Here is a 25,847-nt window from a genome sequence, read left to right as displayed (position 1 = left end):
GATCTATTGCTTCATCCAATACGAAATCACCCGAATGCTTTCCCGGCTCTTCCATTGCATGGTCAATCTGAAATCAGGCAATTCCCAGAAATGGATACCAAGGCGGCCGACTCTCGTTGGCGTCCCCAATTTCTCCTCCGCATCGGCCAGTGTGCTGGAGAAGCTCAAGTCCTTCCAGATCGGACCCTTATAGCTTTCGTACTCATCCTCATCCCCCCAGAAGGCGCAGTGCGTCAACAGGAACGGACCTTTGCCGTCATCCTGGAATTCATGGTCGAAGACCACGCCCGAATGCTTGAAAGTAAGGTGTATACCCAGTCGGGGCGCGGAAATGTCGTAGGTATCCAATCCTTTATCGAGGGCGACAGCGTTGCCCCAGACAATTCCGAAAGGCTCCACTATCGTCCTGCCAGTCTCGCTATCGAATGCTTGCCCAAGCGCAGCAACGAAACTCTGCGGAGCAGGATATTCCACCGGCGAAGTCGGCATTCGGTCTCCTGACATTATCCCGATTCATGCCTTCAAGGCGGTGGTCATCTCACGCGCGGACAACACCTTCATGACGCTTAGATCGGCGTTGTCTCATTCGCCGACTGATTGGCCCGATCACTTGCTCCGAGGCGGGCCAATACGGGTCCGGAAAACGGCCGACCTGACCATCTCAGCACGTCGCTCCACCTCTGAGGCGAACAATCTGACGTCATCGCGCTTCATCTTTGCGTCACGCGTCGCGGAGTGACCAACCGGATTGGCATGTTGCCTTCGAAGGCCCGGCTGCTGCGCTCCACGCCCGCCGCGTTTTTGTCGCCGTCCAATTGAAATTGACTGACCAGATCCCGCAGACGGCCTGCCTCGGAGGACAAAGAGGCGGCAGCAGCCGTCGACTGCTCGACCATGGCGGCATTTTGCTGGGTCGCCTGGTCCATATGATTGACGGCTGTATTGATCTCGGCAAGGCCAGTCGACTGCTCGCGCGCCGATGTGGCAATCGCATCCATGAGTTGGTTGATCTGTACGACGTATTCACCGATCGACTTGAGCGACGTACCGGTTTCGAGAACCAGTTTCACGCCATTTTTCACGTCGGTTGACGACTTTTGAATAAAGCCCTTGATTTCCTTGGCTGCTTGCGCGGCGCGCTGGGCAAGCTCACGGACTTCCTGTGCGACCACTGCAAAACCTTTGCCGGCCTCACCCGCACGGGCGGCCTCAACGCCGGCGTTCAGCGCCAGGAGGTTGGTCTGGAAGGCGATTTCATCGATTGCACCAATGATGTTCGAAATCTGCTCCGAACTGTCCTCGATGCGTCGCATGGCCTGCTCCGCCTCCGACACGACAGCTGCCGACCGCTGCGCGCTGATATCGGCTTCCAGGGCCACATTGCGTGCCTCGTCGGTACGTTTGGACGCCATCGACACATTCGAGGTGATCTCGTCCAAAGCTGCAGCCGTCTCCTCGAGAGAGGCAGCTTGCTGTTCGGTACGCTTGGAAAGGTCCTGCGCGGCAGAGGCAATCTCACCAGTGCCGTTGTCTATGCTGTGCACCGTCTGCAGCACGGCTCCGATCGTCGCCCCCAATTGCCGGAGCGAGGCGTTGAAGTCTTCGCGCAAGCTTTCGTATTCGGATGCAAATTGTTCCGAAAGCTGGAAAGATATGTCGCCTGCTGCAAGCCGCCGGAGGCCTCCGCCCAATGTTGTCGTTGCGAAGCGCAATTGTTCCGCCTCGCGTTCGGCGCGCTGCTGGGCTGCCGCGCGCACTGCTTCGCTCTCGCTGCGGGATGCAGCCGCTTCCGTTTCCAACCTGACGACATTGAGAGCATTCTGGCGGAAGACTTCGACGGCACCGGCCATTTCGCCAACTTCGTCGGCGCGGCCGGCACCGGGTATGTCGCTATCAAGGTCACCGTCCGACAGACGCCTCATGGCGGAGGCGATGCTTCGGATCGGATTGGCGATGCCGAATATCGCAAACACCATGCCAGCCATGGCGATCAGTACGGCCAGCGCTGCGATTGCGGACGTCAACATGAAAGCGGACGTCGCTGAACCATCGCTGGCGGCCACAAACCCTTCAGCCTGGTTGAGAATAAAAGCGACCAGATCGCCCACAGCCTTGTCCACCAGCTCGGATTGAGGTTCCATATTTTCCTTGAAGAAACGGACTGCGTCAGGCTCCTTCCCGCTGTTCTCAAGTGCGATCATTTGCTCTGCCAATTCGCGATATTTGCTCACTTCAGGCTTGAGCTGATTGATCAGTTCGCGCCCTCGCTCGGTACGGACGCCCTTTTCGTATTCGGTGACGACCTTCTCGACCGCGGCGCCGGCGGCATCGATTTTTTGCCGTGCGACGGTCTGCTCCTCCGCTGTATCCTCCAGAAGGTATTGAGCGTAGACCAGTTTCAGCTCGAGGAAGTTGTCCTTGATTTCGCGAGCGGTCACGAGCCGCTGCATCCAGAACGTCCCAATCTGCTCGGTATTGGCACGGAGTGTCGAAATCGTGCTCAGCGAGACATAGGACAGGCCAACCATGAACAGGCTGATGATCGACAGCTTCACGATCAGGGCTTGCTTGATACTGGGGCGCTTCATGCGGGTCTCCTCGAAGATAACTGGTGCGACCGGCTTGCCGGTTAATGCAAAATCTCGCACCAGATTCAAAAATTTAGTATTAACTAAACAACGGATCCGTGCGGTTTCCAGAAATCTTCTGCGCCGGCCGAAACTTCCGCGATTATTTAAACGCACAACGACCCTAAGTTACTGGAAACTCCAGCAATAAAGCAGCCATAACGAGCGAAAATCGGATCTCAATCTCCGAAAAATAACGCTCGGCCGATCGGGCCAGCGCCGGCTGATGAACGATTGGCGGACTGCGTGCTTGCCGCGCGGTCCTGAGCAGACATACTGGATCTATGCAACAGTCAGAAAATCAACCCGCCGCCATCGAAATTGCGCTCTGGCGATATCCCAAGAAGGAACACGACTGGAACCGCTGGGAGCAGTCGCTTTCACAGGCCGAACGGGATCGGGCGACGACCTACCGATTTGAAGGAGACCGAGCCTCGTTCATTGCCGGCCGCTATCTCTTGCGGCGGCTGTTGAGCGGGTCTATCGGGACAGTGCTAGGCAATGTCGTATTGTCTCCGGACAAGTACGGCAGACTAGGAATTGCGGACAGTTATCTGATCCATAGGACGATAGCCGCGATAATGACGACTGCGAGGTAGTTTTCGGCGGTTTTTTCGAAGCGCGTAGCGACCCTGCGGAACTGCTTGAGTCTTGAGAAGCAGCATTCGATGAGGTGGCGCTGGGCATAGAGATGCTTGTCCAGCGGGTATTTTTGCGCACGGGAAGGATTGTTGGGGATCACCGCCACGGCACCTTTATCGGCGATGGCATTGCGCAGGCGATCGCTGTCGTAAGCGGTGTCGCCATGACGATGTCGGCGGATAGGCCCTCGATCAGGGCTTCGGCTTGCGGCGCGTCGCCCTTCTGGCCTGCGATAAGTGTGAAGCGGACCGGGCAGCCGAGACCACGCACAGCCATGTGGATCTTGGTGCTCAGGCCGCCGCGAGAACGGCCAAGGGCCTGATCTTCAGCCCCTTTTTTGCGCCGGCAGCGTGCTGATGGGCGCGGATGATGATGGAATCGACGATCAGGTATTCGAAGTCCGGATCGTCCGACATCGCGGCGAACATGCGCCACCAGATGCCCTTCCGGCTCCAGCGGCTGAAACGGCGGAAGACACTGTTCCACTCGCCGAATACTTCCGGCAGGTCACGCCAGGGTGAGCCGGTACGGACAATCCAAAGCACCGCTTCCACAAACATGCGGTTGTCGCGGCCGGACGAACCGCGCGTGCGCTCGTCACCAATGATGTGATGCGATATCCGCTCCCACTGCTCATCCCGAAGGATCAGACGATCCAAAACACCCATGACTGCCTCCAAAAGACAGTCTTGAATCTGATTTGCTAAGCCTTGGGAATCCCAAGAGTCCACACTTCCTAAGGCTCGAGGATCGTGATACGCCGCAATTCAGCCTCGCCAACACCGACGGGCTTGTGACGGTCGCTGTCGCTTCAGGATGTGATCGCCGGCGATGCTGCAATGCCGATCACGACCAAAGCTGTCGTGGCAAACAGGCTATTCCTGTAAATTCCCGATACAACATTAGAAACATTCAAAAAAACACGCGCCATTCTTGGTCCCTTCCTCACGGATGCGGGCGGAACCTATGGAGCGGTACAAGCCTTGTCAACATAAGGTGATTATTTTAGTCATCTTTTACCGATGAAATCCACTGCCTCCACACTCCCGAGTAGGTTGCACGCGTCACCGAGGCTCAGCAGGCGCCCTACCTTGTGTTTCAACTGCATAGCCGCGACATCGAAGTGGGGAGGGCTCTCGCCGGGACGCTGTTTTTCGCGGGCGATGTGGCTGCAACGACGTTGCTAGATGGGCCCATCAGCCTAACCATTTGACAGATATCCTACAAGTATATATGCAACAAGCATCTTATCGGCAATGCGAGAAAGTGACCGGCATGACATTGAAATCGATGAAGCCGCTGACGCGCGCGCCGCTGCTGCATGTCTCCGTTCAGGAAAGTCTGCGCGCCTATATCGATGACAACGGCCTTGCGCCCGGAACCCTGCTTCCGGCGGAAGGAGAGCTTGCCACCCAGCTCGGCGTCAGCCGCAATTCGCTGAGAGAAGGCATCAAGGCCTTGGAATCGCTCGGCGTGCTGGACACGCGGCGCGGCGTCGGCATCTTCGTGAAGGCATTTTCCTTCGAACCGCTTCTCGACAACCTCGCTTACGGCCTCGGCGGCGCCCTGCGGCAGATCGAGGAGGTGCTTGAAATCAGGCGTACGCTGGAAGTGGGATTGATCGGCAAAACGATCGATGTAATCGGCGAGGAGGACATCGCCGAACTGCGCGCCACCGTCGGTCGAATGCGCGCCCATGCCGAGCGCGGCGAAACCTTTGCGGCAGACGACCAGCTGTTCCACCGGCTGCTGTTTCGCTGCCAGGACAATGAAACGCTCGTACGGCTGATCGACGTCTTCTGGCTCGCCTTCTACAAGGCGTCGGATTTCGTCAACCTTGAAAATCTCGATCCGATGGCGACGTGGCGCGATCATGCCGCGATCGTCGATGCGATCGAGGCAAAGGATCTGGAGGAGGCACGCCGACGCCTGGATCGTCATTACGAGGGTATTGCCCGGGTGATTGCCAACAACAAGACAAGTTCAAACGTGGGAGGAACACATGAAAAGACTGTCTAGATTATCCGTTATCGCCCTTGGCGCCCTGCTGTCGACGGCTGCCGTTCCGGCTCTTGTCGTTTCAGGCACTGCAGCCGAGGCTCAGGCAGCCACGCTGTCCGGCGGCTTCGATGTCGGCCCGGGCGGCTTTCAGGGCAACTTCAACCCGCTTGCGGCGACCGCCGGTTTCACCTGGCTCAGCATCTACTACGAACCGCTGATCACCTATGACCAGAAGTTGCAGAAGGTCGTCGGCGCACTGGCAAGCTCCTACGAGGTCAGCCCGGATCAGACGACCTACACGTTCAAGCTGGCGGACGCCAAATGGCATGATGGCAAGCCCTTCACCGCCAAGGATGCGAAATTCACCATCGGCCTTGCGATGGACGCGAAGACCGGCTCGGTGCTCGCTGCCCGGCTGAAGGGCATATCGTCCGTCGAGACGCCGGACGATCACACGGTCGTCATCAAACTCAGCGCACCTAGCAGCAGTTTTCTCGACACGATGACCAAGGTGATGATGCTGCCCGAGCATGCGCTCGCTTCGATACCGGCCGACCAGCTGGCAAAGAACACTTGGTGGTCCACCGCTCCGATCGGCACCGGGCCGTTCAAATTCACCAAATACGTCTCGGATCAGTATGTCGAGCTTGCTGCAAACACCGATTATCGCGGTGGCAAACCGGCACTGGAACGCGTCATCAACCGCTATTTCGCCAGCCCCGCCGCAGCGATTGCGGCGCTGAGATCCGGCGAGATCCAGTTCACCTATGTCGATTCCAACGACGTGCCGACCTTCAAGGACAACAAGGACTTCAAGGTCATCGAAGGCAACTCTTTCGTCGTCAACTATCTGGGCTTCAATCACGATTCCCCGATCTGGAAGGATGTTCGCGTCCGCCAGGCGGTGATGTATGCGATCAATCGCGATGCCATCATTCAGAGCCTCTATGGCGGCGCGGCCAAGCCAGCCAACTGCGCCTATGTCGCCGAACAGCTGATACCCCAGGGCATCGACACCTATGCCTACGATCCCGAGAAGGCCAAGAAGTTGCTGAAGGACGCCGGCTGGGACCAGATCAACGGCGCCAAGCCGATCACGCTTCTGACCTATTACAGCACGCCGCTGGCCACCAACGTGCTTGCCGCCGTCCAGGCGATGCTTGCGCAGGTCGGCATCAACATCGTTCCGCGCGCCGTCGATGCGCCGACCTATAACAGCATCGTGCTCGATGCGACGCCGGATATTGCCCAGTTCCAGATGGTTTACGCCGGGCTACAGAACGGGCCGGATGCCGGAAGCATCAATGTCGGCATCAACGAGAAGCAGATCCCTCCGGCCGGACCGAACGTCGCCAGAGTTCGCATGCCCGACCTCACCAAGGCACTCGACAGCGCCCTTGCCGAGCCCGACAGTGCCAAGCGGGATGCGGCCTATCAGGACGTCTGCAAGGTGATGAACACGAACCTGCCCTGGGCGACGCTTTGGGTGGCAAACCGCTACGGCATCGTCTCGACAAAGGTGAAGGATTTTGTCTGGACGCCGGCGCCGGGTGGTGGCCCTTACCAGGCCGCCCCGCAGAAATGGTCGATCGCCGAATAGGCGTTTCCGCAAGCCTGGGTGGCTTCGGCCACCCTGATAGGACGGCCTGACAATACGGATTGACGATGCTTCGATACAGTCTTAGACGCCTGATCATAGGGGTAGGCATGCTCGTTGCCCTGAGCATGCTGATCTTCCTGCTGCTGCGCCTGACACCCGGCGATCCGATCGATGCCTATATCGATCGGAACCTGCCGATGTCGCCGTCAGATCTTGCCGATCTGCGCAGAAACCTCGGACTCGACCAGCCCTTGCCCGTCCAGTATCTGGGTTGGCTGCAGCAGGCGTTGACCGGCAATCTTGGCTATTCGATCAAGCGCCTCGACCAGCCAGTACTCAGCCTGGTGCTGTCGCGGATCGGACCTACGGTGCTGTTGATGGGCACCGCACTTGCCGTCGCCATCGTCCTCGGCATCGCCTGCGGGGTGATCGGCGCCGTCCGCCGCAATTCGTTCGCCGATCTCTCCTTGTCGGTGGTTGCGCTTGCCGGCATTTCGAGCCCGGCATTCCTCAGCGCACTGATCGGCCTTTATATTTTCTCGGTCCGCCTGCACTGGATGCCGTCGGGTGGCATGCTGACGCCCGGCGAGGAGTTCTCGGTCGGTGATCTCCTTCACCATCTGATCCTGCCGGCCGCCCTCCTGTCCGTCGCGCAAACCGCATTGATCATGCGTTACATGCGCGCTTCGCTGCTCGAAGTTCTGAACCAGGATTACGTGCGCACGGCCCGCGCCAAGGGCGTTCTCGAGTTCTGGGTCATCGCTAAACATGCGTTGCGCAATGCGCTTCTTCCGATCGTCACCCTGATCGGCTCAACCATCGGGCTTGCGATCGGCGGCGCCATCTTCATCGAGAGCGTCTTCAACTGGCCGGGCATGGGGCTTTTGCTCGTCGATGCCGTGCAGACCCGCGACTACCCCGTCATCATGGGAGCGACGCTCGTCATCGGCGCTTGCGTTATCGTCGTCAATCTTCTGACCGACATCACCTATGCGGTTGTCGACCCGCGCATCAAGGTGGGCTGACCATGCTGGCACGCTCCCCCCAACGCCGCAGCCCGGGGCCACTTGCCCGCGCCTCCAGCCGTTTTCTGCTCAACAGCGCGGCCGTTGCCGGCGTTTGCATTGCCATTCCGATGCTGCTGCTGATCCTCTCCTATCCTTTATGGTGGGCTTTCCAGCCGAACGATATCGATCTTCTGGCGATGAACAGCGGCCCGACGGCAACCCACTGGTTCGGAACCGACGGCGTCGGCCGCGATGTCTTTGCGCGCGTACTCGAAGGCGGCAGGATTTCTCTGCTGGTTGCCGTCGCGTCGACCGCCCTTTCCGCGGTCATCGGCTTTCTGTTCGGAGCCATATCGGCGCTTGCGGGACGTTGGACGGACGCGGTCTCGATGCGCTTTGTCGATCTGGTGATGACCCTGCCGCCTGTCATCTTCCTGCTTGTGCTCGCCTCGATTGCCGGCACCGGCATCTGGCCGACCGTGCTCGTCATCTCGCTGCTCTCCTGGCCGCTGCTTGCCCGCATGATCCGCTCCCGGCTGCTGGAATTGCGTGAGCGCGACTTCGTCATGGCCGCCCGCGGCATGGGCGCCGGTATCGGGCATCTGCTCTTCCGCCACGGTCTGCCGAACTCGATCGATATCCTCGTGGTCTACGCAACGCTGCAGATTGCCAATGCCATCCTGCTCGAGGCGGGCCTGTCCTTCCTCGGCCTCGGTATCGCGCCGCCGGCGGCCAGCTGGGGCAACATGCTGAATGCGGCGCGCTCGACGGCCGTACTCGAACAATATCCGTGGCAATGGCTCTTCCCCGGCGGCGCGCTGATCCTTGCCGTGCTTGCAATCAATTTCATCGGCGATGGCCTCAGAGATGCCTTCGACCCGCGTGCCGAACTGAACTGACAATCGAAAGAAGCGAAAATGACCAAATTCAAGGGTGTCGTCCCCCCCGTCGTAACACCGCTCAATCCGGATCTCACCGTCGACTACCCCTCCTATACCCGCGTGCTGGAACATCTGATCGATGCCGGCTGCCACGGCGTATTCGTGCTCGGCTCGACGAGCGAAGTGATCTTCCATGACGAAAAGACCCGCCGCGAAATCATTGAGCATTCCGCCAAGGTGGTGAATGGCCGCGTGCCGCTGATCGTCGGCGTCATCGATCCGGCCACGGATCGGGTCATCGCTCATTCGAAGGTCGCAAAGGCCGCCGGCGCCGACGCAGTGGTGGTAACCGCACCATTTTACACTGTCACCAGCCAGTCCGAGATCCTCGACCATTTCCGTTATGTGAGAGACGCGGTGGATGTACCGCTGATCGCCTACGACATTCCTGTCTGCGTTCACGTCAAGCTGCAGCGCCAGACCGTCGTCACGCTTGCCAGGGAAGGCGCCATTATCGGCCTCAAGGATTCCAGCGGCGACGACGGCAACTTCCGCTATGCGCTCCTCGACCTTGCCGAACACAAGGACGTCTTCCTGATGACCGGTTCCGAGATCGTCGTCGACACAGCGCTATTGATGGGGGCCGACGGCGTTGTTCCCGGTATCGCCAATGTCGATCCGCACGGTTATGTGCGCCTTTGGGATGCCGCGCAGCGCGGCGATTGGGTCGCAGCAAAGAAGGAGCAGGAGCGCCTCTGCCGGCTCTTCGAAATCGTCTGGGTCGCGCAGGGCCGTGTCAGTGGAGGTGCATCGGGTATCGGCGCCTTCAAGGCCGCCATGCAGAGCCTCGGCATCATCGACAGCGCCGTCATGCCGCGACCGCGTGCCTCGCTCAACGATGCGGAAACGGCACGGATCGACGAGATCCTGCGTGCAACCGGCCTGCTGAACTGAGCAAGCCGATGGAACAGACCGCCGGACCGGTACTCGATATCAGGGGATTGCGAACGATCTTCCGCATGCGCGGCGGCGAGATCACCGCGGTCAACGATATCGACCTGACGGTTGCCGCCGGCGAGACGCTGGCGCTCGTCGGCGAATCCGGCTCCGGCAAGTCGGTCACCAGCCTGTCGGTCATGCGGCTGCTCACCCGCAACATCGGTGTGATCGCCGCAGGCAGCATCCGCCTGACCACGCGGTCCGGCGCGGTCCGGGACCTTGTTTCCCTTGATGAAAGGAGCATGCGCGGGATCAGGGGCGACGACATCGGCATGGTGTTCCAGGAGCCGATGTCGAGCCTCAATCCCGTTTTCACCATCGGCGACCAGATCGCCGAACCGATCCGCATCCATCGCGGGGCGGGCCGCAAGGCGGCGATGGACGCAGCCGTCGCCTTGCTTGAAAGCGTCGGTATACCGGACGCCCGGCGCCGTGCCGGCCAATATCCGCACGAATTGTCGGGCGGCATGCGCCAGCGTGCCACGATCGCCATGGCGCTCGCCTGCGATCCGGCGCTGCTGATCGCCGACGAGCCGACCACGGCGCTCGACGTGACGATCCAGGCGCAGATTCTCGATCTGCTTCTCAGGCTGCAGCGCGAGCGCGGCATGGCCATGCTCTTCGTCACCCACAATCTTGGCGTGGTCGCCGAAATCGCCCATCGCGTCGCGGTGATGTATGCCGGCCGGATCGTCGAAGAGGGACCGGTCGGCGAGGTTTTCCGCAATCCGAAGCATCCCTATACGATGGGCCTTCTCGCCTCCATGCCGCGCCTGGGTGACGCGGCGCGGATGAAGCAGGCCGGCGACAAGCTCGCCGCCATTCCCGGCATGGTCCCGAGCCTGATGAACATGCCGAGCGGCTGTGCCTTTTCGCCGCGCTGCAAATTCGCGATCGATGCCTGTAGCGCCGCGGTTCCCGTGCTTGAACAGGTCAATCCGCAGCACCGCAGCCGCTGCATCAGATGGCAGGAGATCTAGATGAGCGCACCGCTGCTATCCGTCCGCGACCTCTCGAAACATTATACTTCCCGCGGTACGCGGCTGAACATTCTTGAGGGCATCTCCTTCGATATCGGCAAGGGGGAAGTCGTCGGGCTCGTCGGCGAATCCGGCAGCGGAAAGACCACGATCGGGCGCTCCGTCCTTCGGCTCGTCGAACCTTCGTCAGGCAGCGTCCGCTTCGACGGGAATGAACTCACAGCACTTTCCGCCTCGGCGCTCAGACGGCAACGGCCGCGCATGCAGTATATTTTCCAGGATCCCTTCGCCAGCCTGTCGCCGCGCATGACGATCGGCGAAATCCTGACCGAGGGCCTGAAGATCCAGGGGATCGGCACCTCTCACGACAGGTTGGAACGGGCGCTGTCGGCCTTGGCCCAGGTCGATCTGCCCACTGAGGCGATCAATCGGTACGCGCATGAATTTTCCGGTGGCCAGCGCCAGCGCATCGGCATCGCCCGGGCATTGACCTTATCGCCCGAATTCATCGTCGCCGACGAGCCGGTCTCGGCGCTCGACGTGTCGATCCAGGCGCAGGTGATCAATCTGCTGCGCGAACTGCAGCAGCGGCTTGGCCTTACCATGCTGTTCATCTCGCATGATCTTGCCGTCGTCGAATATATCTGCGACCGGGTGATCGTGCTCTATCTCGGCCGTATCATGGAAATTGCGCCAAGCGCCGATCTCTATGCGAGGCCGCAGCATCCCTATACGCGCGCGCTGCTCTCGGCGATTCCGTCGCCCGATCCGGATGCCCGCCGGAACAGACAGATCCTGAAAGGCGATATTCCAAGCCCGGCCAATCCGCCGAGCGGATGCGTTTTTCGCACGCGCTGTCCGAGCGCGCTCGATGCCTGCGCCGGCGTCGTCCCGCAATTGCGGGAAATCGCGCCCGGCCACGTCAAGGCCTGCATTCGCGACGACCTCGACTGATCCGCCATCTACCGGAGAAAACAGATGAACCTGAAGACGCCACATCCCGCCATCGGCGGAAACTGGGCGAGCCTGCTTTTGCCGATCGCAGCCGATGACAGTATCGAATTCGACAAGCTCGGCGAAGAGATCGATATCCTCATCGATGCCGGTGTCGATGGTATCTATTCGAACGGCACGGCAGGGGAATTCCACAATCAGACGGAGGAGGAATTCGACAGCATCCAGGCGATGCTGGCCGAACGCTGCAAGGCTTCCTCCATGCCATTCGTGATCGGCGCCTGCCAGCCCGACCCGCGGATCATGCTCAATCGCGTCCGCCGCGCCGCCGGGCTCGATCCCCGCGCCATTCAGGTCATATTGCCGGACTGGTGGCCGATCAGCGATGCCGAAGCAGTCGACTTTTTGAAACGGGCGGCCGTCGTCGCCGACGGAATTCCGCTCATCCTCTACAATCCGCCGCATGCAAAACGGGTGCTGGCGCCAAAGGAGTTGGGCATGGTCTGCGCGGCAGTGCCGGAGGTGACCGGCATCAAGCTCGCCGACGGCGACGCTTCCTGGTATGCCGAAACACGCCGGCATCTGTCCGGGCTTTCGCTCTTCGTCCCCGGCCATCATCTCGCAACCGGCATCAAGCAAGGCGTCGCAGCAGGCTCCTTTTCCAATGTGGCCTGCCTTAGTCCCCGCGGTGCTCAGACCTGGACACTCTCGATGCGAAGCGATCTCGACGCCGCACTCGAACTGGAACGACACATCTGCATGTTTATGGACGCGCATATCGTCCCCTTTCGCCAGGATTTCGGCTATTCGAACGCCGCTCTCGACAAGCTTTTGTGTGCCATCGGCAATTGGGGACCGGTGGGCACCCGCTTACGCTCTCCTTATCAATCGATAGACTCGGCAGAAGCGGTCAGGTTGCGACGCATCGCACGCTCCGAACTCCCCGATCTTTTCCCCTGAATTTGCTTAAAGAAGGGGCTTTCCGATATGGCGCAGAACGAAAAGCTCTACCATCCCAGCCGGGCCGATATCTTGCTGGAGGCCTCCTTCAGCAGAACGATGAAGCGGTCGACGTCGCTTTTTTGCGTGCGAAAGGCGGGGGCGCCGACATTCACCGCGGCGATCACGGATCCGTCGAATGCCAGAACCGGCACTGAGACGGAGACGAGTTGCTCGCTGACTTCACCGTAACTCACACAAAATCCCTGGCGGCGGATTTTATCCAATTCAGCAACCAACTTGCTGCGATCCGTGATGGTGCGCTTGGTCAGCCGCGGCAAAGTCTCGGGGATCATTTGCAACTGCACCTGGGGGTGGAGATAGGCGAGAAGCACCTTGTACGAGCCGGCGGTGAGCGGTCGTCTTCGACCGATCATCGCCTGTACCCGCAAGTCGCGCATCGGTTCGAACTTTGCAATGCACAGGGATTCGCCATTGTCGATGATCCTGAGCTGGGTAGTTTCGTTCGCCTTCTGGCCAACTTCTTCAAGAACAGGATTGGCTATTCGCACCAGATCAACCTGTGTCGAGGCGGCAGTCCCGAGAATGATCGCAGTCGTCCCCAGCCGGTAAGTGCCTGTATCGCTCTTCCGCACCAGGCCGCGCCGTTCCAGTGTGCGTAACATGCGCAAAATTCTCGGCTTGGTTTCCCCGAGGTTCTGCGCCACCTCAGTCAATCTGATATCCGGGTTTTTGGCGACATTTAGCAAGACGTCGATGCAGACATCAACAGACTGCACGATATCGCTTTTTGACGGTTGTCTTTTGTCCATGGGACCAGAATTTTTTCCGCGACAGAGGTTGAAGGCATGGCATAGTTTGAAGTTACACCTATCGTAACGCGCTTGTTTTCCGTTTGACAACCCCCTTGAGGGGCCCTTACCAATTTGTGTCGAGAGTGGACGGGAACCTGCTCGTACCGACCAAGCAAGGTCGGCCTAAAAACGCTAAACCGGGATTGAAGAAATGGCCGTAAAAACATTGACGCGAGCAGCTATCGGGCTGTTCGGCACGATTGCTATTCCTGCAATGGTCGTCGCACAGGAAACCCCGCTGACGATCGGGATGTCGACGACGCCGACGACGCTCGACCCCCATGAAGACAGTTCGGCGCCCAACAATGCGACCTCGCGCCATATCTGGGACAGCCTCATAAACCTCACCGGAACGTCGGCAAATGCGCCGGAACTCGCCACCGAATGGAAGGTCGTCGACCCTACCCACTGGGAATTCAAGCTGCGAAAGGGCGTGAAATTCCATGACGGCAGCGAGTTCAACGCCGATGACGTCATCGCTTCGCTTCTGCGTGCCCGCGACAAGCCCAGCCAGAGCTTTGCTTCCTACACACGCAATATTGTGAACGTCACGGCCACGGATCTCTATACCATCGTCGTCGAGACGAAGGTTCCGGATCCGATCCTGCTGAATTCCGTCAGCCGAATTCGCATTATCAGCGCCGATTGCAAGGAGGCGCCAGTCCAGGATTTCGACAACGGCAAGTGTGCAATCGGAACCGGGGCATATTCCTTCGTCTCCTATTCGCCAGGCAGCAACCTGACCTTGAAGCGCAATGACAGCTATTTCGCTGGCCCCTCGCACTGGTCGAACGTCACGCTCCGCTTCCTGCCCGACGATGGCGCCCGTCTGGCATCGCTTCTCTCCAACGAGATCGACATTGTCGAAACCCTTCCTGCCGATGGAATGGCACGCGTGGAAGCGAGCGATAATCTGCAAGTCATCAACGGCCTGTCTTCCCGCTTCGTTTATCTTGGCCTCGATGTCAGCCGCGATGTTTCACCTTTCGTGAAGGCTGCGGATGGCTCCGATCTCGACAAGAACCCGCTCAAGGATGAGCAGGTGCGTCGCGCAATGCTGATGTCGATCAACCGGCCGGCAATCGTCGACCGCGTCATGCAGAAGAACGGCACGGTGGCCGACCAATTCGTCGCCCAAGGCTATGCCGGCTATTCCGAAAAAGTCGAGAAGGTGGGCTATGATCCTGCCGCCGCCAAGGCGCTTCTGGCCGAGGCCGGTTATCCGGATGGCTTCAGCCTGACCCTGCATGGTCCCTCTGGCCGTTACGTCAAGGATGCCGAAGTTCTGCAGGCGGTCGGCCAGATGTTCACGCGCATCGGCATCAAATCGAAAGTCGAGGTCCTGCCCTGGTCGATGTATTCGGAAGCCTATTCGAAAGGCGCCTACAGCACCTATTTCGGCTCCTGGGGTGTCAACACCGGCGAAACCACCAATCCGACTGTTGCGCTGGTCGCCACGCGCGACGAGAAAAAGGGGACCGGCAGATATAATGGCGGCGGCGTGTCCGATCCGCAGATCGACGAGGTGCTGGCCAAGGCGAGTTCGACGCTCGATGAAGCTGCACGCGCGCCCCTTCTCCAGGAGCTGTCGATTGAGACCTTCAACAACCTCTGGCTCCTACCGATGCATTACGAAAATGTCGTGCTGGGTGCCAAGAAGACCGTGTCCTACACTCCGCGCGGCGACAAATATACGCTCGCTTACGACGTGAAGCCGGCGGACTGATGCATGTCGTCCAAAAGCGTGCAGCGGTTTTGAGACAAATTAAGATTTGAAGTGCGTCGCATCGATCCATTCGATGCGACGCGGTTTTAAAACAGCAGCATGGGGCCGCACCAGAGCCGTCCCTTTCTTCATCTTCCAGGAGACATTCATGCAGGAACTTGGAACGGGCGAAGCCGTCGCCCGGGCGAAGGCCATCTATGACTATGGCCAGACGGCCATCTTCGCCTCTCAGGCCGATCCCCGCCTCCATATGGTGCTTTATGTGCCACCGACGGCGGCAGATGGCCGCGAGCTCGACCTCCTGGTCGCGGTCCACGGCACCGGGCGCACGTCGGCCATCGACTTCCGCGACGGTTTTGCCGAATTCGGGCTCTACAACGACTGCGCCATCCTTTGCCCAATCTTCCCGGTTGGCGTTCTCGGCGATGGTGCGCGTTCCGGCTACAAGTTCCTTGAGGAAGGCGACATCCGTTACGACCAGGTCGTCCTCGCCATGGTCGCGGAGATGGCCGACAAATACCGCCAGGACTGGTCCAAATTCGCCATGTTCGGCTTCTCCGGCGGCGGGCATTTCGTGCACCGTTTCACCATCCTGCATCCGGAAAAACTCTGGGCGGCATCCATCGGCGCACCTGGTTCCGTCACCCTTCTGGATCCGACGCGTGACTGGTGGGTCGGCATTCGGGATCTGGAGGCGCGCTTCGGCAAGCCCTTCCGGCCCGAAGATCTCGCCAGGGTGCCGGTGCATATGATCGTCGGCGATGCCGATCTGGAGACCTGGGAAATCACCCACAAGCCGGGCGGCAAATATTATATGGACGGCGCCAACGACGCCGGCAACACCCGGCCCGAGCGCCTTGCCGCCCTGGCGAACTCATTCCGCAAAGCGGGTGTCGATGTGACATTCGATCGTGTTCCGGGCGTCTCTCACGACCGGATGAAGGTTCTCGGTCACGTCAAGGCCTTCCTGGCAAAGGTGCTGGAGGAGCGGCTCGCGAAATGAGAAATGCAACGATCGTAGCGCCTCAGCCGGAGGCAGTCGAAGCCGGGGCGGAAGTTCTCGAACGCGGCGGCAATGCCATCGACGCAGCACTCGCCTGTGCTTTCGTCCAAGGGGTGGTCGACCCGCAGATGGCCGGCATCGGCGGCTTCGGCTCGATGCATGTCTACATGCCGAAAAAGGGCGTGCACGAGATCCTCGAATTTTATGCGCGCGCGCCGTTGAAGGCTGCACCGGACATGTGGCTCGACAAGATCAAGCACCAGAGCCGCGACGGCTTCGGCTACGTGCTTGAAGGCAATATTTCCGATATCGGCTACCTTGCCGTCTGCACCCCCGGCTCGCTCAAGGGCTATGAGACCGCGCTGCGCGACTACGGCACCTTCGATTGGGCCGATCTCATCAAGCCGGCCATCCACCTTGCCCGTAACGGTTTCATGATCCGAAACCACATGCACTGGTATTGGGCCAAGGACCAGTCGAACGACGGCTTTGCCAACACGCTCGACAAGCTGCGCTTTTCTGCAACGGGCCGGAAAACCTATTTCCACGACGACGGCACGCTCAAGAATGTCGGCGACCTGCTCGTCAACAAGGACATGGCCGAGACCCTCGAACGCATCGCGCGAAGCGGCGACTCGGACATTTTCTATCACGGCGAACTGGCCGAACAGATCGCCGACGATTTCAAGACACATGGCGGCTTGATCGATCGGGAGGATCTGGCGCGTTACGAATTATCGAAGGTAGAGCCGGTTTGGGGCGACTACCGCGACAACCGCATTGCTACCTCACCTCCGCCAGGCTCGGGCTTCTCGATGCTCGAACTCCTGCATATCATGGAGCAGTTCGATGTCGGCTCGCTGCAGCATGGCAGCGCCGAACATGTCCGCATCCTGTTCGAAGCGATGAAGCGGATGACGATCGACAAGGACGCGCATATGGGCGATCCCGCCTATGTCGACGTGCCCTATGAAAAGCTGCTGTCGAAAGAGCATGCAAAGGCGCATGCCGGCGCGATCAAGGCGGGCGAGATCGCCAGTGTTTCGCGTCCTGATGGCTCACAGCGCGACACTACCCACATCTCGGTGATCGATAAGGACGGCAATGCAGTCGCGATGACCCACACCCTCGGCAGCCCCTCGGGCGCGATCACCGACGGCCTCGGCTTCATGTATAATGGCACGATGAGCCGCTTTAATCCGCTTCCCGGCAAGCCCGGGTCGATCGCACCCGGCAAGCGGCGTCCCAGCTCGGCTGCACCGACGATCGTCTTCAAGGGCGACGAGCCCAGCATCGTCATCGGAGCGCCAGGCGGCAGCTATATCGCGCCGGCCGTTGCGCAATCCCTGATGAACATGATTGATTTCGACATGTCCGTGCTCGAAGCCGTCTCGGCGCCAAGGATTGTAGGGGTGTCAAACACGATCGACATCTGCAATCGGATTCGACACTCTGTCGAAGACGGGCTGCGGGCGCAGGGCTACCAGGTGGCGCGGTCGCCGCAGACATACGCGTTCGCCGCAGTCCACGCGATCAAGATTGACGGCGGCATCTCGAAAGGCGCGGCCGATCCGCAGCGCGACGGGATGGCGATCTCCGTCGGCTAAAGCGTGTCGCGCAAAAGTGCGCAGCGGTTTTGCGACAACGACATGCGTGAAAACAACGACGTCGATCAAAGTGTTACAGCGTCCTTCGCGGCTCTCGGAAGACGCGCGCTGGAGGGAGAGTTCAATGGTCACATCCATTATCAGGCGGTTGATACAGGCGCTGTTCGTCATTGTCGCGATGACGATCATTGTCTTCATCGGCGTCAATGTGATCGGCAACCCGGTCGACATCCTCATCAACCCGGACGCCAATCAGGCGGAGCGGGCACTGGTTATCGCCCATTACGGTCTGGATCAGCCGCTGTGGAAACAGTATCTGCTGTTTCTCCAAGGACTTCTGCATGGGGACTTCGGCAACAGCTTCGTTTATGGGCGGCCGGCGCTGGGTCTGATCCTCGAACGTCTCCCGGCGACGCTCGAACTGGCGATCACGGCTCTCGGCATCGCGCTGCTTTTCGGCTTGCCGCTTGGGCTGTATGCAGGGCTCTACCCCAATCGGATTTCCTCCAAGCTGATCATGAGCGGCTCGATTCTGGGCTTCTCACTTCCGACCTTCTGGGTCGGCCTCATGCTGATCATGGTGTTTTCCGTCGAGCTCGGCTGGTTGCCGACGAATGGCCGCGGCCCAACGCGGGAACTGCTTGGTGCACAATGGTCGTTTCTGACCGGAGACGGCATCCGGCATCTCTTATTGCCGGCCTTCAACCTGGCTCTGTTCAAGACGTCGCTCATTCTTCGGCTGACCCGCGCCGGTGTACAGGAGGTTCTTCCCCAGGACTATGTGAAGTTTGCCCGCGCCAAGGGATTGCGAGAGCGGCGGATCATTTCGGTGCACGTTCTCAAGAACCTGATGATACCGGTGGTGACCATCATCGGTCTCGAGTTCGGCTCACTGATCGCCTTTTCGGTCGTCACCGAAAGCATCTTTGCGTGGCCGGGCATGGGCAAGCTCATCATCGACTCCATCAACCTTCTCGATCGCCCCGTCATCGTCGCCTACCTGATGATGATGGTGCTGCTCTTCGTTGTCCTCAATTTCATCATCGATATCTGTTATACCCTTCTGGATCCTCGGGTCCGGCTGGAAGGAAAGGCTTGACCCCATGGCCGAACCAAACACGCAAGACACAAGCGCTCCAACGCCCGAACCCGGTCGTCTGTCGAAAGGGATCGCGGATTTCTTCAACTCTCCGGCAGCCGCGATCGCATTCCTCACGCTGGTGATCATCTGTTGCCTGGCGTTGCTCGCGCCATGGATTTCCCCGCAAAATCCCTATGATTTGATGCAGCTCGACATCATGGACGGGCGACTGCCGCCGGGGTCCGAATCCATGACCGGGCTCGTCTATCACCTCGGTACCGACACCCAGGGCCGCGATATCCTGTCCGGCATCCTCTATGGCCTGCGCACCTCGTTACTGGTGGGCGTTCTGTCGGCTTTCGCTGCTGCCATTATCGGAACCTCTGCCGGGCTGTTCGCCGCTTACATGGGAGGGCGCACGGAAACCGCAATGATGCGGCTCGTCGACCTGCAGCTGTCTTTTCCCACCATCTTGATGGCGCTCATGATGCTCGCCATCCTCGGCAAGGGTGTGTCCAACGTCGTGATCGCACTGATTATCGCCGAGTGGGCGACTTATGCCCGCACGGTCCGCGGCACCGCTCTGGTCGAGCGCGAAAAGGAATATATCGAGGCGGCCCGGATGCTGCGCCTGCCCGGATGGCGCATCCTCTTCAGGCACCTGCTGCCGAACTGTCTTGCGCCGGTCATCGTCATAGCCACCATGCAGATCGCCAGGGCGATCAGCCTCGAAGCAACCTTGTCCTTCCTCGGTCTCGGTGCATCCGTGACCGAACCCTCGCTCGGCATGCTGATCTCGACCGGCTACCAGCATCTTCTGACAGGCCTCTACTGGATCAGTTTCTTCCCAGGCATTGCCCTTCTGGTCACGATTGCGGCGATCAATCTCGTCGGCGACCGGCTGCGCGATGTCCTCAACCCGAGGAACATGTCATGACCCCGTTGCTGCAAGTGAGCAATCTCGTCACCGAATTCGGCGACGGCAGGGGACGCCCCAGCCTTTGCGCCGTCAATGATGTGTCGTTTACGGTGGAGCGCGGCAAGGTCCTTGGTCTTGTGGGAGAATCCGGATCCGGAAAATCGGTGACCGGCTTCTCGATCATGCGGCTTCTCGATAAACCCGGCCGGGTTGCCGGCGGCAGGGTCATCTTCGACGGCGCCAACATTGCGAAATATTCGGACGAGCAGATGCGGCAGCTACGCGGCAAGCGGATCGCCATGGTATTCCAGGATCCGATGATGACGCTCAATCCGGTCCTGACGGTCGGGACGCAGATGGTGGAAGCCGTCCAGGCACATGAGCGTGTCTCAAAGGATGCCGCCCGGCAGTGGGCGCGGGATGCTTTGGCGCTGGTCGGAATACCAAGCCCTGAAGAAAGGCTTGCCGCCTACCCACATCAGTTTTCCGGCGGAATGCGCCAGCGCGTGGCGATTGCCATCGCGCTTCTTCACAAGCCGGACCTTATCATTGCCGATGAACCGACAACAGCGCTGGATGTGACGATCCAGAGCCAGATCATTTCCCAATTCCAGAAACTCACCGAAGGGGGAAATACGGCGGTGATCTGGATCACCCACGATCTGGCGATCGTCTCAAGATTGGCCGATGAGATCGCTGTCATGTATGCCGGCCGCCTCGTCGAGACCGGACCGGTGGGCAAGGTTCTGACCGATCCCCACCATCCCTACACTGCCGGCCTGATCGCTTCCGTTCCTTCGCAAAACAGACGCGGAGAGCCGCTTCGCCAGATCCGCGGCATGACGCCGGCGATCAACCGCCTCCCACAGGGATGCAGTTTTCGTACGCGCTGTGATCGGGCAACCGACGGCTGTCTGGTCATGCCGGCGCTCATGCCGGAAGGTGATCGCTCCTTCCGCTGCATTCACCCCGTAACGAAAGAGATAGCATGATGACCGCCATGCCCCTGATCGAAGCGAGGAACGTGTCGCAGCGCTTCGGAGCCAAGCCCGACCTGGCCGCCAAGATCGCGCTCAAGCTCAAGCTGGCCAAACCGGCGCCTGTCGTTCACGCACTTGATGATGTCAGCCTCAGCATCCGGCCTGGAGAGGTTGTCGGCCTTGTCGGCGAAAGCGGCTGCGGAAAGTCGACGCTTGGCCGCGCCATTGCAGGGATCACCTCGCCGAGCCAGGGCCACATTCTCTGGAAGGGGATGGACCGAAGCGCCATGTCGAAAGGCGAGCAGCATCAGTTCGGTCTCGCCAGCCAGATGATCTTCCAGAACCCGATGGCGGCTCTCAATCCGCGAATGACCGTCGAGGAGCTTATCTGGGAGGCGCCTCGAGCACATGGGCTTGCCCGCTCGACGGAACGCGACGCCTATGTCGACAGATATTTGATGCTGGCCGGTTTCAACCCGGCCATGAAAAAGCGATACCCGCACCAGTTTTCCGGTGGCCAGCGGCAACGCGTCAACATTGCGCGCGCGCTTGCCGTGCAGCCGAAATTCCTCGTCTGTGACGAAAGCGTCGCGGCGCTCGACGTTTCCATCCAGGCCCAGGTCATCAACCTGTTCATGGAACTTCGTGACAAGCTCGACCTGACCTATTTGTTCGTCAGCCATGATCTCGGCGTCGTGGAACATATTTCCGACCGCGTTGCGATCATGTATCTCGGCCGCATCGTCGAAGAGGCGCCCGTCGAGGAAGTTTTCAGGCGGCCCAATCATCCTTACACGAAAGCGCTCTTGGCCGAGGTGCCGCGCATCGAACCCGGCAAACGACAGTTCAAGCCCGTCGATGGCGAACTCCCCAGCCCGATAAACCCGCCGAAAGGCTGTCACTTCCATCCGAGATGCCCATTCGCGATGGACCGCTGTCATATGGAAGTGCCGGTGAAAAAGGAAATTGCACCGGGGCATCTGTCGGCTTGCCATCTCAATGATGAATGATCTCAAACGACAGGACCGCTGACAGCGATCTGTTTGTGCAAGTGGTTCGCGGGTTTGTAGGCGTGGCGTCATCTTGGATGAGTAACGATTTGAGCAAAATTTATCCAGAAGGCCGGCAACTCGACCCCGGCCCTGAGGGAAGGGAAGAATTTTCTGTTGTCGCAAATGAAAAATCTGTTTTACTGATTTTCACTGCTGTGGCTTTAAGGGGGATATTGTCGATGGTGGGGACCCGCAGGGATATTTTGCTTGGTGGTTTGGCGTTACTTGGCGCCGGTGCAGTCGGGAAACCGGCGCTCGCCGCGGCGTCTTCCTATTTTGGTGGCACGATCGTCGATAATGGCGTGACGTTCCGAGGGACCAACTTCGCCAAGATCGACAAACAGTGGCACCGCCAGGTCGTCAAATACTTCAGCAGCGAGCCGATCGGCACCGTCGTCGTCGATACAAGGCACCATTTTCTTTACGTGATTATGGAGAACAAGACCGCCATCCGCTACGGCGTCGGCGTCGGTCGCGAGGGCTTCAAATGGTTCGGCCGCGCCACGATCGATGCCAAATCGCTTTGGCCGCGCTGGACGCCGCCGCCGGAGATGCGCAAGCGCCATCCAGAACTGCCGGAATTCGTGGCGGGAGGCTCCCCGAAGAACCCGCTTGGCCCGCGCGCCATGTACCTGCATCGCGACGGCGTCGACACCGGCTATCGCTTCCATGGCACGCTTGAGCCCTGGAGCATCGGCAAGGATGCCTCCAGCGGCTGTATCCGCATGTTCAACGAGGACGCCATCGATCTTTACCAGCGCTGCCCCATCGGCACGGCCGTACAGGTTCTCCCGCATATCGCCGACCAGGCTGAAAGCACCACTCAGGTCAGCCAAACAACTCCGGTCGAATAAGGAATATCACCCTGATGTCTATCACGACCGGATACACGAGACGCCTTCTTGCTGCCGCCATGCTCCTGGGGCTTGTGGCCTGCTCCACCACAGAAATCGCCTCCCTGGAAGAACCCACCGCAGCGCCGATGACCGGCCAGACCAACGATCCCGCGCCCGGTTTCGAAAAAGTGGCGGCGGGCAGCGAAGAGGATTTTATCCTCAATGTCGGCCGGCGGATCTACTTCAAGCAGGACTCCGCCGCGCTCGATTCCGTCGCCATGGCAACCCTGGATAATCAGGCCAATTGGCTCAACAGGAACCCGACCTGGCTGCTCAAGCTGCAGGGATTTGCCGACGATTCCGGTTCCGCTTCGAAGATGGAGACGCTGTCGCAGAAGCGCGCCGATGCGGCAATGGCCTATCTCACCTCGAAGGGGGTGGACGCCAAGCGCATGTGGGCCAGGGGCTACGGCAACGATCGCGAAGTTCGCGACTGTACGGATCGCTCCTGCAAGGTGCAGAACAGGCGCGTCGTAACCAATCTCCGCACCCAGCCCGACGCGGTCTGATCGCAGGTCGAACCACGCGACCGTCTCTTCGAAGGCGGACGGCTGAGGGTACCGACAAGGCCCGGGTCGACTATAAAGGGGCTTTGCCGCCACCGTTAGTGAGACGGCGGCAGCACGTAGCTGGATGGGGACGGCAGCTCGACGACGAACTTGATATCCGCGGCATTCGCCGCCACGACCAGCTGATAATCGCCCGGTTCGGCCCGAAAGGCGCCGGCCCCGACGTCGAAATAAGCGAGATCGCGCGGCAGGATCTTCATTGTGACCGTGCAGGTCTCACCGGGCTGCAGCGATAACTTTGCGAAGGCGCGCAGTTCCTTGTCCGGCCGCTCCACTTTGGTCTTCGGTGAACGCACATAAAGCTGCACCAGTTCCGATCCCGCCCGGTCGCCGATATTGGTCAGATCGACACTGACAGTCACGCCTTCGGCGCCCATTTCGCTGGCCGAAAGCCGCGGCGCACCCCAGTCAAAGCGCGTATAGCCAAGGCCGAAGCCGAAGGGGAAGAGCGGCTCGACGGCGCGTATGTCGTGATGACGGTAGCCGACGAAGACGCCTTCGGCATAGCGTACATGCCCATCCTTGCCGGGATAGACGATGGGATCGCCAGTGATGGCGGAATTGTCGGCCAGCGCCTTCGGGAAGGTCTGCGGCAGGCGCCCGCCGGGCTCGGCATCGCCGAACAGGATATCGGCGACGGCATTGCCCAGTTCCTGCCCCGGATACCAGATCTGCAGCACGGCGCGAACCTTGCCGAGCCAGGGCATTTCCACCGGGCCGCCGGTCTGCAACACGACCACGGTGTTGGCGTTGACAGCCGCAACCCGCTCGATCAGTTCCTCCTGCCGGCCGGGAAGCCGCATGTCGGGCAGGTCCAGACCCTCGGTATCCCATTCGCCATCGCGGCCGACGAAGAGAAGCGCAACATCGGCATTGCGGGCCGTCTCGACGGCTGCCCCGATATCGGCCTCGCCGAGCGGCTTTTCCAGACCGAAACGGACGGCGATGAGGTTGATGCCCTCCCCGCTCGCGGTAGACGGCTCATACTCGACGGTAACCGCATAGTCCCGGCCGGCTTCGAGCGTCAGGGTGCCGCGCTGCTCGTCATTGGCTGTGCCGAAATAGTTCTCGCCGCGCGTCCAGCCATCATGGCCGTCGACCGTCAGCACAGCATCGACGAAGAGCCGCGCCAGGCCGGCATTGGTCATGCCGAAGACATGATCACCGCTCTCCTCGGGCACGAATTGCATCGTCATCCGGGCCGAGAAATCTGCGGGGTCGAGTTCGCCCGACGGCAGCTCGAACCAGAAGAACTCGCCCTTGTCGACGGTCTCGACATGCAGCGGATTGCCCTGACAGCCACGCCCCTTGAAATATTCGACGGTGATCTTTCCCTTGAACACGTCGATCAGACGGTTGTGGCGGCAGCCGACCGCATGGCTGATGCTGTTGGCATAGGAAAGCGCGGCCCGAATGCCTTCGAGCGGGCTAACCGTATAATGCGCCGCCATCTGCGCACTGCCGCCGCCCATGACACGCGCGCTTGCGGCATTGGGGCCAATAACGGCAATCCGGTCGAGCGAGGTCTTGGCAAGCGGCAGGATGCCGTCGTTCTTGAGGAGGACCGCGCCTTCCGCGCCGAGGCGCCGGATCAGTGCCCGGTCTTCAGGCAGATCGATCGCCTGCTCGGTGAGATCGGGCTTCTTCTCGAAGGCGCCGACCCGCTCGAGCAGACGCAACATGCGCCGCGCCGCCGCCCGCACAGTGGCGGCCTCAACCTTGCCCTCGCGCACGGCGGCAACCAGCTTCTCGCCGCGATCGCGCGCCGGACCCGGCATTTCAAGATCGAGACCGGCGTTGATCGTCTCTTCAGTCGAATGCGATCCGAACCAGTCGGACATGACGATCCCGTCAAATCCCCATTCCTCACGCAGCACCTTGGTCAGCAGCCAGTGATGCTCGCTCGTATAGGTGCCGTTGAGGCGGTTATAGGAAGACATGACGGCCATCACGCCGGCGCGGCGGACGGCCTGTTCGAAGGGCGGCAGATAGATTTCGCGCAACGTCCGCTCGTCGATATCGGAGGACATGGTCTGCCGCTCGATCTCGGATTCATTGCCGGCGAAGTGCTTGATCGTCGCCGCGATCCCCTCGCCCTGGACGCCGTCGATATAGGCGACGGCGAGTTCGGCGGTCAGCATCGGATCTTCGGAATAACATTCGAAATTGCGTCCGTTGAGGCCGGAGCGATGGATATTCACCGTGGGCGCCAGCAGTACCGCCGCACCCTTGCTCTTTGCCTGACGCGCCAGCGCCACACCCATCTGCCGGACGAGATCAGGATTCCAGGTGGCGCCGAGGGCGACGCCGACGGGAAAACAGGTCGCCTTGACGCCGGCGACCAGTGAGCCGGCGCCGCGGGCGCCATTCGGCCCGTCTGTCACCTTGATCTTCGGTACGCCGAGACGCTCGACAGGAACGGTCGTCCAGAAATCGGCGCCGGATAGCAGGGAGACCTGCTCCTCGAGCGTCATCTGGTCGAGAATGGAATCGATCATGCAAACCTCCC

At 60.2% G+C, this 25,847-nt stretch carries 21 protein-coding genes and 2 pseudogenes; 18 read left to right on the top strand and 5 right to left on the bottom strand.

The window, feature by feature from the left end; translation table 11 throughout:
- Positions 1–3: 3 nt before the first annotated feature.
- The 3 genes and pseudogenes from HJB84_RS25005 to HJB84_RS24995 all read right to left on the bottom strand — a co-directional run bounded on the left by HJB84_RS25005 (position 4) and on the right by HJB84_RS24995 (position 3,937).
- Complete coding sequence (locus HJB84_RS25005; RefSeq protein WP_221117194.1) at positions 4–489, bottom strand: hypothetical protein; 486 nt, start codon at positions 487–489, stop codon at positions 4–6.
- A 221-nt stretch (positions 490–710) separates the two neighbouring features.
- Positions 711–2,588 carry a methyl-accepting chemotaxis protein gene (locus HJB84_RS25000; protein WP_207584526.1) on the bottom strand — a complete coding sequence of 626 codons (1,878 nt, stop codon included), beginning with the start codon at positions 2,586–2,588 and terminating at the stop codon, positions 711–713.
- A 589-nt stretch (positions 2,589–3,177) separates the two neighbouring features.
- Positions 3,178–3,937, bottom strand: a pseudogene (locus HJB84_RS24995) (IS5 family transposase).
- Positions 3,938–4,002: 65 nt separating this feature from the next.
- Between HJB84_RS24995 and HJB84_RS33680 the strand changes: the two are divergent.
- The 9 genes and pseudogenes from HJB84_RS33680 to HJB84_RS24955 form a co-directional block, all read left to right on the top strand.
- Positions 4,003–4,092, top strand: a pseudogene (locus tag HJB84_RS33680) (phosphopantetheinyl transferase); the annotation flags it as partial.
- Between the two features lie 452 nt (positions 4,093–4,544).
- Positions 4,545–5,288 carry a FadR/GntR family transcriptional regulator gene (locus HJB84_RS24990; protein ID WP_207584525.1) on the top strand — a complete coding sequence of 248 codons (744 nt, stop codon included), beginning with the start codon at positions 4,545–4,547 and terminating at the stop codon, positions 5,286–5,288.
- Positions 5,272–6,870 (top strand): ABC transporter substrate-binding protein, encoded by a 1,599-nt coding sequence (locus HJB84_RS24985; protein WP_221117193.1) that lies wholly within the window; start codon positions 5,272–5,274, stop codon positions 6,868–6,870. Before HJB84_RS24990 ends, HJB84_RS24985 begins: the two co-directional genes overlap by 17 nt.
- A gap of 65 nt (positions 6,871–6,935) precedes the next feature.
- Positions 6,936–7,895 carry an ABC transporter permease gene (locus HJB84_RS24980; protein WP_221117192.1) on the top strand — a complete coding sequence of 320 codons (960 nt, stop codon included), beginning with the start codon at positions 6,936–6,938 and terminating at the stop codon, positions 7,893–7,895.
- Between the two features lie 2 nt (positions 7,896–7,897).
- Positions 7,898–8,776, top strand: coding sequence for an ABC transporter permease (locus HJB84_RS24975; protein WP_207584522.1), 879 nt, complete (start codon positions 7,898–7,900; stop codon positions 8,774–8,776).
- An 18-nt stretch (positions 8,777–8,794) separates the two neighbouring features.
- Positions 8,795–9,712: a dihydrodipicolinate synthase family protein gene (locus HJB84_RS24970; protein WP_207584521.1), complete on the top strand. Its 918-nt coding sequence runs from the start codon at positions 8,795–8,797 to the stop codon at positions 9,710–9,712.
- Between the two features lie 8 nt (positions 9,713–9,720).
- Positions 9,721–10,737, top strand: coding sequence for an ABC transporter ATP-binding protein (locus tag HJB84_RS24965; protein ID WP_221117191.1), 1,017 nt, complete (start codon positions 9,721–9,723; stop codon positions 10,735–10,737).
- Positions 10,738–11,691 (top strand): ABC transporter ATP-binding protein, encoded by a 954-nt coding sequence (locus HJB84_RS24960; protein WP_221117190.1) that lies wholly within the window; start codon positions 10,738–10,740, stop codon positions 11,689–11,691.
- Between the two features lie 24 nt (positions 11,692–11,715).
- Entirely contained in the window at positions 11,716–12,651 is a 936-nt protein-coding gene (locus tag HJB84_RS24955) for a dihydrodipicolinate synthase family protein (RefSeq protein WP_221117189.1), read from the top strand.
- 47 nt (positions 12,652–12,698) lie between these two features.
- Here HJB84_RS24955 and HJB84_RS24950 read toward each other — a convergent pair whose 3' ends face one another.
- Positions 12,699–13,463 (bottom strand): IclR family transcriptional regulator, encoded by a 765-nt coding sequence (locus tag HJB84_RS24950; protein ID WP_221117188.1) that lies wholly within the window; start codon positions 13,461–13,463, stop codon positions 12,699–12,701.
- Between the two features lie 193 nt (positions 13,464–13,656).
- Between HJB84_RS24950 and HJB84_RS24945 the strand changes: the two genes are divergently transcribed.
- The 9 genes from HJB84_RS24945 (at position 13,657) to HJB84_RS24905 (ending at position 23,278) form a co-directional block, all read left to right on the top strand.
- A complete protein-coding gene (locus HJB84_RS24945; RefSeq protein ID WP_221117187.1) occupies positions 13,657–15,231 on the top strand; it encodes an ABC transporter substrate-binding protein in 1,575 nt (524 codons plus the stop codon).
- 148 nt (positions 15,232–15,379) lie between these two features.
- Complete coding sequence (locus tag HJB84_RS24940; RefSeq protein WP_221117186.1) at positions 15,380–16,234, top strand: alpha/beta hydrolase; 855 nt, start codon at positions 15,380–15,382, stop codon at positions 16,232–16,234.
- Complete coding sequence (gene ggt, locus HJB84_RS24935; protein WP_221117185.1) at positions 16,231–17,841, top strand: gamma-glutamyltransferase; 1,611 nt, start codon at positions 16,231–16,233, stop codon at positions 17,839–17,841. Before HJB84_RS24940 ends, ggt begins: the two co-directional genes overlap by 4 nt.
- A gap of 124 nt (positions 17,842–17,965) precedes the next feature.
- Positions 17,966–18,940, top strand: a complete 975-nt coding sequence (locus HJB84_RS24930) for an ABC transporter permease (RefSeq protein ID WP_065282810.1) — start codon at positions 17,966–17,968, stop codon at positions 18,938–18,940.
- A gap of 4 nt (positions 18,941–18,944) precedes the next feature.
- Entirely contained in the window at positions 18,945–19,859 is a 915-nt protein-coding gene (locus HJB84_RS24925) for an ABC transporter permease (RefSeq protein WP_221117184.1), read from the top strand.
- Positions 19,856–20,833 (top strand): ABC transporter ATP-binding protein, encoded by a 978-nt coding sequence (locus HJB84_RS24920; protein WP_221117183.1) that lies wholly within the window; start codon positions 19,856–19,858, stop codon positions 20,831–20,833. The genes HJB84_RS24925 and HJB84_RS24920 overlap by 4 nt, the downstream gene beginning before the upstream one ends.
- Positions 20,830–21,831, top strand: coding sequence for an ABC transporter ATP-binding protein (locus tag HJB84_RS24915; protein ID WP_221117182.1), 1,002 nt, complete (start codon positions 20,830–20,832; stop codon positions 21,829–21,831). The genes HJB84_RS24920 and HJB84_RS24915 overlap by 4 nt, the downstream gene beginning before the upstream one ends.
- 221 nt (positions 21,832–22,052) lie before the next feature.
- Positions 22,053–22,727: a L,D-transpeptidase gene (locus tag HJB84_RS24910; RefSeq protein WP_207585187.1), complete on the top strand. Its 675-nt coding sequence runs from the start codon at positions 22,053–22,055 to the stop codon at positions 22,725–22,727.
- A 14-nt stretch (positions 22,728–22,741) separates the two neighbouring features.
- Complete coding sequence (locus HJB84_RS24905) at positions 22,742–23,278, top strand: OmpA family protein (protein ID WP_207584511.1); 537 nt, start codon at positions 22,742–22,744, stop codon at positions 23,276–23,278.
- A 95-nt stretch (positions 23,279–23,373) separates the two neighbouring features.
- Here the strand turns inward: HJB84_RS24905 and HJB84_RS24900 are convergent, their stop codons facing one another.
- On the bottom strand, positions 23,374–25,836 hold the full coding sequence (locus HJB84_RS24900; RefSeq protein ID WP_221117181.1) for a beta-glucosidase: 2,463 nt from the start codon (positions 25,834–25,836) through the stop codon (positions 23,374–23,376).
- Positions 25,837–25,847 lie beyond the last annotated feature (11 nt).

This window comes from Rhizobium sp. NZLR1b (assembly GCF_019685155.1).
GTDB lineage: Bacteria > Pseudomonadota > Alphaproteobacteria > Rhizobiales > Rhizobiaceae > Rhizobium.
Note: the sequence above shows the minus strand (reverse complement) of the source record. Positions and strands in the feature narration are given on the sequence as shown.

Coding starts and splice junctions, on each gene's coding strand:
- HJB84_RS24965 (WP_221117191.1), top strand. CDS start 9,721: ATGGAACAGACCGCCGGACCGGTACTCGATATCAGGGGATTGCGAACG.
- HJB84_RS24915 (WP_221117182.1), top strand. CDS start 20,830: ATGATGACCGCCATGCCCCTGATCGAAGCGAGGAACGTGTCGCAGCGC.
- HJB84_RS24980 (WP_221117192.1), top strand. CDS start 6,936: ATGCTTCGATACAGTCTTAGACGCCTGATCATAGGGGTAGGCATGCTC.
- HJB84_RS24950 (WP_221117188.1), bottom strand. CDS start 13,463: ATGGACAAAAGACAACCGTCAAAAAGCGATATCGTGCAGTCTGTTGAT.
- HJB84_RS24925 (WP_221117184.1), top strand. CDS start 18,945: ATGGCCGAACCAAACACGCAAGACACAAGCGCTCCAACGCCCGAACCC.
- HJB84_RS24900 (WP_221117181.1), bottom strand. CDS start 25,836: ATGATCGATTCCATTCTCGACCAGATGACGCTCGAGGAGCAGGTCTCC.
- HJB84_RS24990 (WP_207584525.1), top strand. CDS start 4,545: ATGACATTGAAATCGATGAAGCCGCTGACGCGCGCGCCGCTGCTGCAT.
- HJB84_RS24945 (WP_221117187.1), top strand. CDS start 13,657: ATGGCCGTAAAAACATTGACGCGAGCAGCTATCGGGCTGTTCGGCACG.
- ggt (WP_221117185.1), top strand. CDS start 16,231: ATGAGAAATGCAACGATCGTAGCGCCTCAGCCGGAGGCAGTCGAAGCC.
- HJB84_RS24975 (WP_207584522.1), top strand. CDS start 7,898: ATGCTGGCACGCTCCCCCCAACGCCGCAGCCCGGGGCCACTTGCCCGC.
- HJB84_RS24910 (WP_207585187.1), top strand. CDS start 22,053: ATGGTGGGGACCCGCAGGGATATTTTGCTTGGTGGTTTGGCGTTACTT.
- HJB84_RS24970 (WP_207584521.1), top strand. CDS start 8,795: ATGACCAAATTCAAGGGTGTCGTCCCCCCCGTCGTAACACCGCTCAAT.
- HJB84_RS24905 (WP_207584511.1), top strand. CDS start 22,742: ATGTCTATCACGACCGGATACACGAGACGCCTTCTTGCTGCCGCCATG.
- HJB84_RS24930 (WP_065282810.1), top strand. CDS start 17,966: ATGGTCACATCCATTATCAGGCGGTTGATACAGGCGCTGTTCGTCATT.
- HJB84_RS24940 (WP_221117186.1), top strand. CDS start 15,380: ATGCAGGAACTTGGAACGGGCGAAGCCGTCGCCCGGGCGAAGGCCATC.
- HJB84_RS24920 (WP_221117183.1), top strand. CDS start 19,856: ATGACCCCGTTGCTGCAAGTGAGCAATCTCGTCACCGAATTCGGCGAC.
- HJB84_RS25005 (WP_221117194.1), bottom strand. CDS start 489: ATGCCGACTTCGCCGGTGGAATATCCTGCTCCGCAGAGTTTCGTTGCT.
- HJB84_RS24960 (WP_221117190.1), top strand. CDS start 10,738: ATGAGCGCACCGCTGCTATCCGTCCGCGACCTCTCGAAACATTATACT.
- HJB84_RS24955 (WP_221117189.1), top strand. CDS start 11,716: ATGAACCTGAAGACGCCACATCCCGCCATCGGCGGAAACTGGGCGAGC.
- HJB84_RS25000 (WP_207584526.1), bottom strand. CDS start 2,588: ATGAAGCGCCCCAGTATCAAGCAAGCCCTGATCGTGAAGCTGTCGATC.
- HJB84_RS24985 (WP_221117193.1), top strand. CDS start 5,272: ATGAAAAGACTGTCTAGATTATCCGTTATCGCCCTTGGCGCCCTGCTG.